The organism is Pseudomonas batumici (assembly GCF_000820515.1).
Classification (GTDB): Bacteria; Pseudomonadota; Gammaproteobacteria; order Pseudomonadales; family Pseudomonadaceae; genus Aquipseudomonas; species Aquipseudomonas batumici.
Genome location: NZ_JXDG01000037.1, coordinates 168,590 through 180,759, shown reverse-complemented (window position 1 = coordinate 180,759; position 12,170 = coordinate 168,590). Strand labels below are relative to the sequence as shown.

Here is a 12,170-nt window from a genome sequence, read left to right as displayed (position 1 = left end):
CCCATGCCGCGTCCCACTGATACCAACACCACGCTGTCTTTGAGCGGTGCGGTCATGGCACCGTTGTTCCCCGAATCCCTGAGCGGCGAAGAGTCCCTGAATCAGTTGGGGGCGCTCACCGTCACCGGCTACTGTGTCGAGACCTTGTCCATGGCCAGCGCCGTGGCCTCCCATGTGACCCTGACCTTGCATAATGACGCGCAAAAACGCCCCTTGGACGGGCTCTGCGCGCAGATTCGCCAGTTGCCGGCCGACGCCACCGCCGAACGCTACAGCCTGCAGTTGCGCCCCTGGCTCTGGTGGCTGACCCTGGCCAGCAACAACCGGGTGTACCAGAACCTGTCCACCAGCGACATCGTCACCAGTATCTTCAAGGCCCATGGTTTCAGCGACTACGAGTTGAAACTGTCCGGCAGCTACGAGCCGCGCGAATACTGTATCCAATATGGCGAAACCGATTTCGCCTTTGTCTGCCGGTTGCTGGAGGAGGAGGGCATCTTCTGGTTTTTCAGCCATGCCGAAGGGCGACATACCCTGGTGCTGGCGGACAGCAACAGCGCCTTTGTCGCCTGCCCGAACGGCGCCAGCATCGCCTACCTGGGCCAGCAGATCGGCAGCCGGGAGTTGCAGGGCATCCGCTCGGCGCAGCTCAGCCAGCAGGCGGTGTCCGGCGTCTACAGTGCCACCGACTATCAGTTTGTAACCCCTACGACGTCGCTGTACGGCAGGGCCGAAGCTGAGGCGGGGCCGAAGGCGGTCTATGAGCACCCCGGCGGCTACACCGCCAAGGCACGGGGCGATGCCCTGGGCAAACAGCGCATGGACGCCTTGCGCACCCAGGCCCTGCGGTTGATCGGTGAAAGCGATTGCCGCTGGTTGCAGCCCGGCTACACCTTCACCCTGACCGGGCACGACGACAAGGCGGCGAACATCGAATGGCTGCTGACCTCGGTCAGCCACGACGCCAACCACGAACACTACCGCAATCGCTTCGAGGCGATTCCCAAGAGCGTCAACTACCGCCCCTTGCGCCTGACCCCGAAGCCGACCATGCATACCCAGACCGCCAGGGTGGTGGGCAAGGCCGGCGAGGACATCTGGACCGATGAGTACGGGCGGATAAAGGTCCAGTTCACCTGGGACCGCCAGGGTGAAAAGAACGAGAACAGCTCGTGCTGGGTCCGCGTCGCCCAGGGTTGGACCGGCAAGGGTTTCGGCATGCAGTTCATTCCGCGCATCGGCCAGGAGGTGGTGGTGACCTTCATCGACGGCGACCCGGATCGTCCGCTGGTCACCGCCTGTATCTACAACGGCGAGAACACGCTGCCCTATGCGCTGCCGGCCAACCAGACCCAATCCGGGATCAAGACCCAGTCGTCCAAGGGTGGCGAGGGTTTCAACGAATTGCGCTTCGAGGACAAGAAAGATGCTGAAGAGGTCTTTCTCCAGGCGCAGAAGGACCTCAAGGTCAATGTGCTCAACGACACCACAGCCACCGTCGGGCACGACGAAACCCTCACGGTGCAGAACGCCCGTACGCGCACGGTCAAGGAGGGGGACGAAACCGTCACCCTGGAAAAGGGCAAGCGCACGGTCACCCTGCAGACCGGCAGCGACACCCTTGACGTCAAGGGCAGTCGTACACTCAAGGTCGGCGGCGACCAGACCCATACCACCGGCGGCAATTACACCCACACAGTGAGCGGCAACTACCAACTGACCGTGGACGGCAACCTCACCATCAAGGTGACCGGCACCCTGACCTTGCAAAGCGGTGGCGATCTCACTGCCAAAAGCGATGCCAATGTCAGTGCCCAGGCCGGCATGGCGCTGAGCAACCAGGCCGGGACGTCCTTGAGCAACAAAGCGGGGACCTCACTGGAAAACAAGGCCGGTACCACGCTGACCAACGACGCCGGCGTGAGCCTGATGAACAAGGGCGGCGCCGAACAGACCGTGGACGGCGGGGCGATGCTGACCATCAAGGGCGGTCTGGTCAAGGTCAACTGAGGAGGGCATATGGACAAACCAGCCAAGGTCGAAGTCGTCAGCGGCGACAGCCAGCTCAACGCCACCCTGATCGGTGGTCAGTTGGAAGGTCCGGCCCGGGTGACGGAGAGCGGCCGACCGCAGGCGGCGCTCAGCTTTCGCGAGGGAACGCTGGAGGGGCCGATGCTGGTTTATCACCCCAACGGCCAACCCTCGGCGCGCCTGAACTTCCATCAGGGCAAACTCGACGGCCAGGCACTGTTCCACAGCCCGCAAGGTGCGTTGATCCGCGAAGCGCAGTACCGCGCCGGCTTGCTGCACGGGCAGGTCATCAGTTACTTCGAAAACGGCACCCTGGCGTCTCGCGAACACTATCGGCAAGGGCAATTGCAGGGGCTTTACCAGCGTTTCCATGGCAACGGCCAACTGGCGGCGCGAATCGAATACGACAAGGGCCAGCCGCTCGACGGGGCGCAATCCTATGCCGCGGACGGACGCCCGCTGGATGAGTCGGGAAAGCCCATGGCGCGCTGGAAGGCCTGGTGGTTGAAATGGCGGCAGCCGCCCGACGCCTGATCAGGGGATCAGCATCTGTACCTGGCCCGGGAAGGTGATCTTGATCAGCCCGCCCCAGTTGCACATCAACGTGCTGTTGGCATCCAGCGCCGGCATCGGTCCCAACAGCATGGTCGGCGCACCGCCGGGTATCCAGGGTGCGGCGGTCACGGGAATACAGGGCATCGGCACCAGGACCCCGAGAGCCGCCGCCGTCGCGGCCGCCACCATGGGATTGGCCAGGCTCTGGCACATGCCGAACGGGGTGATGTTGACCAGCGGAATATGGTCGAGCAGATTGGCCGCGGGCACACCGGACACCAGGGTTCGGTTCTGCGGCAGCACGTTGAGTACGCCAGGCGCCAGGCCAAACGTGCATTGCAGGGTGGCGCCGGCACAGACTTGGGGACATCCCATGTAAAACCCCCTGTGAATGATGCCGAGTATAGATCCACCGGTAAAACGGGGAGCCTTTGCTCCCCGTCTCTCTGTCAGACCGTCATGACCTCAGTGCGGTGCGCGATGAATCGTCTTGAGCAGATCCTCGGGACTGATATGCCCGACGACTTGCTGCACCCCGCTGCCCGGTTGCGGCAGGTCGAGGATATGCCCCTTGATCTTGCCGATCACGTGCATCTCGCAAGGCTTGCAGTCGAACTTCAGCGTCAGCACCTCGTCACCCTGTATCAGTTGCATCGGCGCGACCTTGGTTCGTACCCCCGTAACACCCTTGGCCTGCTTGGGGCAGAGGTTGAAGGAGAAGCGCAGGCAGTGTTTGGTGATCATCACCGGCACCTCGCCGGTTTCCTCGTGAGCCTCGAAGGCCGCGTCGATCAACTTGACGCCGTGACGGTGATAGAAATCGCGGGCCTTCTGGTTGTAGACGTTGGCCAGGAATGACAGGTGCGACTCCGGGTACACCGGTGGCGGAGTGGCCTCGGCCTTGCGACCGCCGCGTGGGTGAGCCTTGACGCGGGCTGCGGTCAGCGCTTCGATGACTTCGCGGCGCAAGGTCTTGAGCTGCGAGTTGGGAATGAAATACGCCTGGGGTGCATCCAGCTTGATATCGGTGGCGTGGTACTGGGTGGTGCCCAGTTGGCCGAGCAGGTCGTGCAGTTGTTCCAGGGCCTGTTCCGGCTTGTTGGCGATCCCGAACGGCCCCTCCAGGGCAACGCTGGCGCTGACGCCTTCCTCGCTGGTGGCGGTCAGTTCCAGGCGCTCCTCACGCAGGCGAGCCACCCAGGAAAGACCGATCCGGCGTTCGGCAGACGTCTTGAGCAAGGCCTGCTGCCAGTTGTGGTCCAGGTTGCGGCTCAGCGGATGGTTCGACCGCAGGCGGTGCATGCCCTCCGGCATTTCGTTGGGCTCGACGCGGTAGCGGTAGCGCTTCTCGCCGTCTTCGTCGAATTCGCCCTTGGGCTCGGCGATGTTGGCGCGGAAGCCCACCACCTCGCGCTTGATCTGCACATTGAGGCCGTCGCCATTGGACAGCGGCTCATGGGTCACCACCTGCAGGTCGCGCTTGCCGACTTTCTCCACCACGCCCACCGGCAAGCCGGTGAAGGTTGGCGTATCGAAGGCGCCAATGTCGATCTTGCGATCAGTGACAAAGTAGTCGGTGCTGCCGCGGTGAAAGGTTTTTTCCGGATCGGGCAGGAAGAAGTGCGCGGTTCGGCCGCTGGAAGCGCGGGCCAGGTCCGGGCGGTCTTCGAGGACGTCGTCCAGGCGCTGGCGGTAGTAGGCGGTGATGTTCTTCACATAGCCCATGTCCTTGTAGCGGCCCTCGATCTTGAACGAGCGCACGCCGGCTTCAACCAGGGCGCGAATGTTGGCGCTCTGGTTGTTGTCCTTCATCGACAACAGGTGCTTTTCAAAGGCAACCACGCGCCCCTGGTCGTCTTTCAGGGTGTACGGCAGGCGGCAGGCCTGGGAGCAGTCGCCACGGTTGGCGCTGCGGCCATTCTGCGCGTGGGAGATGTTGCATTGACCGGAGAACGCCACGCACAGCGCACCGTGGATGAAGAACTCGATCGCCGCGTCGGTCTCGTCGGCGATCGCGCGGATCTCTTGCAGGTTCAGCTCGCGGGCCAGTACCAGTTGGGAGAAGCCGGCCTGGTCGAGGAACTTCGCCCGCGCCAGGGTGCGGATATCGGTCTGGGTGCTGGCGTGCAGCTCGATCGGCGGGATATCCAGTTCCATCACGCCCAGGTCCTGGACGATCAGCGCATCGACGCCGGCATCGTAGAGTTGGTGGATCAGCTTGCGGGCCGGCTCCAACTCGTTGTCGTGCAGGATCGTATTGAGGGTGGTGAACACCCGGGCGTGGTAACGACGGGCGAACTCCACCAACTCGGCGATATCGCTCACCTCGTTGCAGGCGTTGTGGCGGGCGCCGAAGCTCGGGCCGCCGATGTACACGGCATCGGCGCCATGCAGGATGGCCTCGCGGGCAATGGCCACATCGCGGGCGGGGCTGAGCAATTCCAGGTGGTGCTTGGGTAGGGACATGTTTTTTAGTCAGGCTTCACGGGCAAGGCGTGCATTGTAGCGGCGAAACGCCTGACCGGCACCCGTAGGCTGCCGGTCGGCGACCACTCGCCGGGCGGGGCTGTAGATCTTGGCGTGAACTCAGCCCTTGGCCGCCATCGCGGTGACTTCCACGCGCATGCCTTCGACCGCCAGGGACGCCACACCGACGGCGGCACGCACCGGCCAGGGCTTGGCGAAGAAGCGTTGGTAGACTTCGTTGAAAGCGGCACGGTCAGCCATGTCGGTGAGGTAGATGGTCAGGTGCAGAACCCGGTCCATGGAACTGCCGGCGCGCTCCAGCGCGACCTTGAGCGCCTGCAGGGTGCATTCGCTCTGCAGGGCAATGTCGCCCAGTTCCAGGCTGCCATCGGCACGGGTGGGGATCTGGGTGGAGACCAGCAGACCGCCGAAACCGGCGACATCGGAGGAGATGGAGTCCGAGTCGGGGTCGGGGAGGAAAGTGAGGTCGTGGTTTGCCATGGGGGTCTTCCGCGGGGTCATCGTCGTGATCAGTGATATTGTTCCAGTCATCCACGCGATACGTGCACGAGCCCTCGAGGGAGGGCCGTACCGTGGATGTCTGATTTGGGGTTGCAGCATAACATCCTGGAGGAGGGGACAGCCTTATCGACTGCGTTCGAGCCGGTTGCGCACCGTGGCCAAGTAATCCGCACGGTATTGGCGCAAGATGTAGTCCTGGAAATTTTCCTGTTCCAACTCTTGCCAGGCAAGTTTTCTGGCGTCACCTGAGCGTTCGGTGGCGACCTGCGACATGTGAGTGTCAAATGCAAAGTTGGCCTGCGTCATGGGTTCATACCCATATCGCAACATGAACTCCTTGGACAGGGTCTCGATCATCTCGATCTCGTGAAGTTTCAGTTGCCCTTTGAACTTGTCAATGTTCGTGGTGATCGGAGAAAAGCAGTTCGATGACCAGAGCGCCGACATCTTTGAAATCTGCCTGGCCTCCTGCGACTCGGAGATATCCAGCATCTTGTCCAGAAATTGAATATCGAAGAATGTGCAGATCTGCTTGAGGGTGGTTTCTTCATCGAGCAGAAAGTCTTCATAGCGTATGGTCAACACGCGCCCCGGGTAGCGCTCGATCAAGGACTGGGCCGCTCGATGCGCAGCCACCCAGGTCTGGGTGTTGATCAAGGTATCAAAGTCATGAATGATCGCACGATTCATCGAAGCGACCTGAGCCCGTGGGTCGCGTACGACATTGAGCAGCAGCATGTGTGGAAAAAGCTGCATGAGCTCATGGGCGTAGTGCACATCGTCGAGAGACTTGTCCATCACAACACGCGCTTGATGCTGTTCAGCGGCGCATAACAGCAGCTCCCAGGCAATTCGATGAACGCTGCGTGGTTCGTGGCGGACCCTCTCGAAGATATCCACCGGATCGAAGGCCATACCCGGCCATTTGACGATGCTTGCCGCCTGCAGGCCGACAACATCGACCACCATGCGAAAATAGGCATTGTCATCGGCTATATCGCCGTACAGGGGGACAATCGGCATGAAGTCGGCGAGGTGCAGCGGATAAGGCGAATAGAACTGTGGATTGAGATTGAGGCGTAGCCGCAGTGCGTGACTGCCGCACCGACGCAGCGGGATCATCAATATGGGCCGCGGACGCGCTTTGCCATCGGACACAGGTTTGTCAGTGACGTTCACATCGTTCTCCTTTGGGACACAGCGGGCTCAACAGGGTTGGACGGCATTGAACTGACATGACGCTATTGCTGTTCAGGACTCATGAAGGAGGGAGGAGGGGAGGTAATCCAGTTCGACCAGGGTGGAAATGATCAACTCCACCGCCTGGGCCGCACTCAAACAGGCAGTATCAATTCGCAAATCCGGACTCAGCGGTGGTTCGTAGGGCGCGTCAATACCCGTCATCCCCTTGAGCTGCCCGGCCCGCGCCTTGGCATACAAGCCCTTTCGGTCACGGCTCTCGCAAACTTCCAGGTCCGCCGCGATGTAAATCTCGAAAAAGGCCGTCTTGTGCGTCATGGCCAACTCTCGACAGACCTGACGCGTGCTCGCATAGGGGGAAATACAGGCGCATATGGCGACACCACCGGCCCGAGCGATCTCGACAGCCACAAAGCCGATGCGTTCGACATTGGTCTCACGGTCCTCTTTCGAGAAGCCGAGTCCCTTGGAGAGGCTATGTCGGACAATATCGCCATCCAGCAAGCTGACGGTTCGTCTCCCGTCTTCGCGCAGTCGCACGGCAACGCCATTGGCAATCGTTGACTTGCCGGCGCCCGACAGCCCCGTAAAGAAGAGAACAAATCCCTGTTGTTGTTTCGGACGATAGGATCGACGCAATTCCGCGACGATATCGGGTGTACTGAACCAATCGGGAATCTCGGCACCGCTGGCCAGCTTTTCTCTGACGGCTGTTCCCGACAGGCTCAGCACGGCAGCGCCACGTGGCACCTCCGAGGCCGGCGCATAACGCCGCTCTTCCTTGAGGTATAACATTTCCTCGAAGGCAAGAATCTTTAGGCCGATTTCCTGCGCATGTGCCAACGCCATTTCCTGGGCGGCATAGGGGGCGTAAAAGGCCTTGCCTTGCTTGTCATTGCCGGGGCCTGCGTGATCACGTCCGACGATGAAATGCGTTGCCCCAAAGTTCTTGCGAATCAGCGCATGCCAAACGGCTTCGCGGGGACCACCCATTCGCATGGCCAGCGGCAGCAACGACAGCAATACGGCATCGGTTGCGTAAGACTTCAAGGCGTGTTTGTAACACCTGACACGCGTGTAGTAATCGATATCATCCGGCTTGGTCAAACCCACCACCGGCTGAAGCAACAAGGCCGCATTGGCCTGTTTCATGGCACGACGGGTCAATTCGATATGGGCACAATGCATCGGGTTACGTGTTTGAAAGGCAACGACTGCCTTCCAGCCGCGCCGGGCTATTTCCTGTTTGACTTGACGGGGTGACAAACGCAGGTCAACAAAATCATAGTGCGTAACCGAGTCAACTTTTTTAATGCTACCGCCGACATTAAAAGGATGTTGACGAAACAATGCCGCCACGCCTGGATGGCTCTTATCCTGGGTGCCGAAAACGCGCAGCGCTTCGAGGTGATGGTCCGGCTGGTAGATCGAGTCGATCGTCAGCACCGCCAGCGTGACACCCTCCGGATCACGTAGAGCCAACTCGCCCCCCGGCACCAGCTGATCAGCCAATGTCTGCGGGATATCCAAGGTGATGGGCATGGGCCAAAGGGCACCGGAGCCCAATCTCATGTGGTGAACGACGCTGAGATAATCCTCCAGGCCCAGAAAACCGCTTAGTGGCGAAAAGGCTTCGTTGACGATCATCTCCAGATCGCAGAGTTGTCTCGCGGATAGCACCCAGAAAGGAAGGGAGGAGATTCTATGTTTTTCTTGGTAGTGTTCCATCTATCCATCTCCCTTTTTTCGTTCGACCTGATCCGCTTCAGCGCGCGTTGCCAACCACGGCGTCCATAGGATTCATGGGGGAGTACATTGCCGTTTGCCTTCGGACATCACGCTGCGGAATACAAGTGCCGGCCATGGGCGAGTATCCATTAAATGACAGCTGATTTCAAAAACAGGGGTTTTTCAGAGGGGGGAAATTCGATTGCTTCAGAATCCTTGTCCATGCGCTGACTCCCTGGATACAGATGGCGTTACGCAAACCAGAGTAAAGATTGATGGCAAAGAGCTGTCAATGCATATCCATAGAACAAAACAGAATTAAGGGGACGACCAGGTAGCGCAAGTTTTGTTGATCACAATGTTTCGCTTGGCCTGAAGGAGCCGTGCCGCGAACCTGGCCTTGCTGGACGACGGCAGCCTACAGATCCTCGCCGCCGGTGAACTGCCGCAGGTGGTACCTCCCGGCGACCCAGGCGTCGAATACGGCGCCAGTTCTGCCAATGTCTGTCTCCACCCCCCTCCGCGTTTTCTCGTAGCAGGTGAAGAGCGTGTGGCCGGAGTCCGCATTGAGGATGAACGCCAGGAACACGTCTGTGCCGGTGATCGGGAAATAGTATCCGCCACGCCTGTCGTTCGACGGACTGCCGAGGGCGCGCCCGGCGGCGTCGGCGAGTACATCCAGTGGGATCGCGTGATCCGCACCGCGTTGACCGGCGATGTTACTGCGTGCCTCGAAGCTCAGGATCAGGTCACCGGCTGGCGTCGTGAGACGGTTGCCGTGATGGATCCTGGTCCCGGCGAAAACCGCCGTGACATGGTTCACGAGGAGATCGTCGATCACCTCGCGGAACGGGTGGAAGGTCAGGGTAGCGGTCCGCCTGGGCTTGACCGTGTAGGCCCCGTCGGAGGGACGCGCGCCGAAGTCGAACGCACCGCCGAGCCCCGAGTTCACCGTGGCAACCAGCACGCCGTTGAGGAACAGGTCCACCGGCGTGGCGGCGGGCGCCGCGCCGTTGATGGTCAGCGCGCCGCTGATGGTGAACGTGCGTCGAGTGAGAACGAAGTTGACGTTGTTCCGGTCCGCCGCGATGCCGGCGATCGCCACGTCGGCCGGATTGCTGTCGAAGTGCCCATCGTTCACCCGTACGCGACCGTCATGCCCCGATGGCACGTTGCTGAAGGTAAAGAGCCCGCCGCCGGCCGTCGTCACCTCCCGGGTCTTGGAGAAGACGCTGCAACGAACTTTGATGCCATCCAGACCCGCGGCTGCGACGCCCGTTACCCGTCCGCTGATGGTGTGACGTAGCAACGTCGCCTGGATAGTGACCGTCTTGTTCCGGTCGATTGCCCGCACGTCAGCTTGATCGGGAGCGAAGGTGTGATGGGGGGATGCGAGAGTGACCCTGTAGTCCTCTCCGGCAGGGACCACCTGTTGCCGAGCGCCGTCCGCGTCGGTGGGGAGGTTGGAGTCGATGCCGCCGCCGGCGATCCGCACCGGGACGCCCCCCAGCGGCTGGCCGCTGAGCTTCAACTCGCAGCGCAGGGTGAAGGTCCTCACGGTGGCGATGAAATCGACCTGGGTGTCGGCGGTGATGCCGTCAACGGCTGCGTTCCTCCGATCGTAGTCGTACCGGGTCCGGCGTCCGCTGACGGTGTACGACCCGAGCGCCGACACGTTGAACTCGTAGTAGCCGCCGCCGGCCGTGGCGACCTCGGCCTCCTGGTCCCCGTTGAGGTGGACCTGGATGCCGTCCACGCCGCCGCCATCGAGGGTAAAGCGTCCATGGATGCGGTAAGTCACCAACGTCGCTACGAAATCGAGGGCCTGGTCCTGCGTCAGCGAAACGATGCTCCGACTCGCTGGCGCGAAAGTGTACTGGGCGAGCGTGGGCGTCACCGTATAGTTGCCGAACGCGGGCAGAGGGATGTGGTAAGCACCGGCATTGGTGTTGGCGTGCTGCCTTGAGTTTCCGGAGATCGTCATCCGAACGCCGTCGAGCGGGTTGCCGTCGCGGGTCACCTGCCCATGGATGGCGTAGTTGCCCCGATCACTGCGGAACGGGGCATCCTGATCGGACCTCAGGTTGTTGAACGGCCGGCTGGCCGGGGTGAAGACGTGGTGCGCGAGCGTTGGCGTGACCACGTAGTTCCCACCGGCGGTCACGTTGAACGAGAAGGTTGCGCCGACGCCCGTTGTCGCGGTCGCCGCCGCCGAACCGCTGAGGGTGACCAGCACACCGGCGTGGTCCTGCCCGTTCGCCAGCCGGATGCGTCCGCGGATGACATAGCGGGTACCACAGAGGAGAGTGGTGCCGCCGACGACTAGGCTGGCCACGCCAGTCGCCAGCGCCGTGTAGGGGTCGACGTAGCTCGCGCAGTAAAGCAACGCGGCCCCGGCCGACATGACAGCGCTGCCGACGCCCACCACGCGCTTGCCGGTCGGGCTGACGGAAGGCAGGGTCATGGGGGACTCTCGAAGGTGAGCGCCTCCAGGTAGAAGCGCGCCGCCAACGCAAGCTGGTCGACCCGCGCGTCCTCCTCCGCGAGCGCCGGATCGCCAAGGACGGCGCCGGCCCACGGCAACTCGGGGTTGGTGTCGTAGTCACGGCCGAAGAGGAACAACAGGCGAACGTAAACCGTGACACCGCGCGCGGTGGTGATGCCGTACGCCCGCGCCCGGGCGACGCCGTGCCGGATCGTCTCCCGCGTCCCGTCGGGCCCGAGCGCAGCGTGGTGCTCGGGGAGGGCCAGGCGAAAATGCTCGGCGAGATCGTCGACGAAGCGATTCATCGATGACCGTTCGAACCTGTCCATCTGTTCGGGCCGTATTGTCAGCATCGTTCTCTCCCTGGGTGCCTCGCGCCTGCGCGATCATGCGCAGAGAGTATAAGCAGGCGAGTGATCACGGTCAGATGATTTTCTTTTCATCGGCCACTTCGACTGAGCCGGGTGTGGCCGGCCACGCCCGCATGGCTATCCTGGCAGGTCGGCAAGAAATACCCGTAGCCATCATGCAGGCTGGCCGGGGGTGTCGACGCCCGGCCAGCCTGCATGATTGGCGATCATCGCCTTGAGGAAGGTCTTCCCGGCGCTGAGCACCTCAAGCTGGGCTTCCTTGGTGGGCATGGCCCGCGCCATCAGGACGGTTCCGACCATCTGGGCAGTGAAGGCCCACGCCAATGCTTCGCTGCCGAGCCTTTCAGCCAGTATGGCGATGTTCTTGCGCTGTTCACGCTCGAACAGCGTTTTGACGTCGGGAGCCGCGCGCCCGATTTCGGCGCTCAAGGCCGGGAGCACACATCCTGCACTTGGACACTTCACGTGGGGCAGGCTCAGATAGCGATCCACCTCGAAGTCTATCCATGCCTGGGGCGAATCGTGTGGGTTGGTCTCCCAGATGGCTCGGCTTTGGCACAGCTCACTGACGACAAGGGCTTGCAGCAGCTCATTCTTGGAGGCGAAGTTGCTGTAGAAAGCGCCGCTCGTGACCCCGGCTTCCGCCATCAATGCATCGACTCCGGTGGCGGCAAATCCATTGTTCTTGATCAGGGCGCCGCTGCTCTTGAGCAACTGTTGGCGTCGCTCCTCCTTGTAACCGGCTGGATATCGCATGCTTCCTCTTTAATCGTAATGTCTTGACAGCCCATACATCGTAGCATAGCGTTCGT

At 61.7% G+C, this 12,170-nt stretch carries 10 protein-coding genes; 2 read left to right on the top strand and 8 right to left on the bottom strand.

Annotated features, from left to right (window positions below; genetic code table 11):
* The first annotated feature begins 3 nt into the window (after positions 1–3).
* A complete protein-coding gene (locus UCMB321_RS14750) occupies positions 4–2,010 on the top strand; it encodes a type VI secretion system Vgr family protein (RefSeq protein ID WP_040067979.1) in 2,007 nt (668 codons plus the stop codon).
* A gap of 9 nt (positions 2,011–2,019) precedes the next feature.
* Positions 2,020–2,565 (top strand): toxin-antitoxin system YwqK family antitoxin, encoded by a 546-nt coding sequence (locus tag UCMB321_RS14745; RefSeq protein ID WP_040067977.1) that lies wholly within the window; start codon positions 2,020–2,022, stop codon positions 2,563–2,565.
* Here the strand turns inward: UCMB321_RS14745 and UCMB321_RS14740 are convergent, their stop codons facing one another.
* The 8 genes from UCMB321_RS14740 to UCMB321_RS14705 all read right to left on the bottom strand — a co-directional run bounded on the left by UCMB321_RS14740 (position 2,566) and on the right by UCMB321_RS14705 (position 12,114).
* Positions 2,566–2,961 carry a DUF4280 domain-containing protein gene (locus tag UCMB321_RS14740; RefSeq protein WP_040067974.1) on the bottom strand — a complete coding sequence of 132 codons (396 nt, stop codon included), beginning with the start codon at positions 2,959–2,961 and terminating at the stop codon, positions 2,566–2,568.
* Positions 2,962–3,051: 90 nt separating this feature from the next.
* The gene (locus tag UCMB321_RS14735; protein WP_040067972.1) at positions 3,052–5,052 is read right to left on the bottom strand and encodes a peptidase U32 family protein; all 2,001 of its coding nucleotides are present in this window, start codon (positions 5,050–5,052) and stop codon (positions 3,052–3,054) included.
* A gap of 120 nt (positions 5,053–5,172) precedes the next feature.
* Positions 5,173–5,553, bottom strand: a complete 381-nt coding sequence (locus UCMB321_RS14730) for a RidA family protein (RefSeq protein WP_040067971.1) — start codon at positions 5,551–5,553, stop codon at positions 5,173–5,175.
* A gap of 144 nt (positions 5,554–5,697) precedes the next feature.
* Positions 5,698–6,753 carry a sulfotransferase family protein gene (locus tag UCMB321_RS14725; RefSeq protein ID WP_209437176.1) on the bottom strand — a complete coding sequence of 352 codons (1,056 nt, stop codon included), beginning with the start codon at positions 6,751–6,753 and terminating at the stop codon, positions 5,698–5,700.
* A 72-nt stretch (positions 6,754–6,825) separates the two neighbouring features.
* Positions 6,826–8,502: a bifunctional sulfate adenylyltransferase/adenylylsulfate kinase gene (locus UCMB321_RS14720; RefSeq protein ID WP_157015951.1), complete on the bottom strand. Its 1,677-nt coding sequence runs from the start codon at positions 8,500–8,502 to the stop codon at positions 6,826–6,828.
* Between the two features lie 418 nt (positions 8,503–8,920).
* The gene (locus UCMB321_RS14715) at positions 8,921–10,966 is read right to left on the bottom strand and encodes a hypothetical protein (RefSeq protein ID WP_040067968.1); all 2,046 of its coding nucleotides are present in this window, start codon (positions 10,964–10,966) and stop codon (positions 8,921–8,923) included.
* Positions 10,963–11,340, bottom strand: a complete 378-nt coding sequence (locus UCMB321_RS14710) for a hypothetical protein (RefSeq protein ID WP_040067967.1) — start codon at positions 11,338–11,340, stop codon at positions 10,963–10,965. The genes UCMB321_RS14715 and UCMB321_RS14710 overlap by 4 nt, the downstream gene beginning before the upstream one ends.
* Before the next feature lie 171 nt (positions 11,341–11,511).
* On the bottom strand, positions 11,512–12,114 hold the full coding sequence (locus UCMB321_RS14705) for a TetR/AcrR family transcriptional regulator (protein WP_052451222.1): 603 nt from the start codon (positions 12,112–12,114) through the stop codon (positions 11,512–11,514).
* Positions 12,115–12,170: the final 56 nt, after the last annotated feature.

Coding starts and splice junctions, on each gene's coding strand:
- UCMB321_RS14705 (WP_052451222.1), bottom strand. CDS start 12,114: ATGCGATATCCAGCCGGTTACAAGGAGGAGCGACGCCAACAGTTGCTC.
- UCMB321_RS14750 (WP_040067979.1), top strand. CDS start 4: ATGCCGCGTCCCACTGATACCAACACCACGCTGTCTTTGAGCGGTGCG.
- UCMB321_RS14745 (WP_040067977.1), top strand. CDS start 2,020: ATGGACAAACCAGCCAAGGTCGAAGTCGTCAGCGGCGACAGCCAGCTC.
- UCMB321_RS14730 (WP_040067971.1), bottom strand. CDS start 5,553: ATGGCAAACCACGACCTCACTTTCCTCCCCGACCCCGACTCGGACTCC.
- UCMB321_RS14735 (WP_040067972.1), bottom strand. CDS start 5,052: ATGTCCCTACCCAAGCACCACCTGGAATTGCTCAGCCCCGCCCGCGAT.
- UCMB321_RS14720 (WP_157015951.1), bottom strand. CDS start 8,502: ATGGAACACTACCAAGAAAAACATAGAATCTCCTCCCTTCCTTTCTGG.
- UCMB321_RS14740 (WP_040067974.1), bottom strand. CDS start 2,961: ATGGGATGTCCCCAAGTCTGTGCCGGCGCCACCCTGCAATGCACGTTT.
- UCMB321_RS14715 (WP_040067968.1), bottom strand. CDS start 10,966: ATGACCCTGCCTTCCGTCAGCCCGACCGGCAAGCGCGTGGTGGGCGTC.
- UCMB321_RS14710 (WP_040067967.1), bottom strand. CDS start 11,340: ATGCTGACAATACGGCCCGAACAGATGGACAGGTTCGAACGGTCATCG.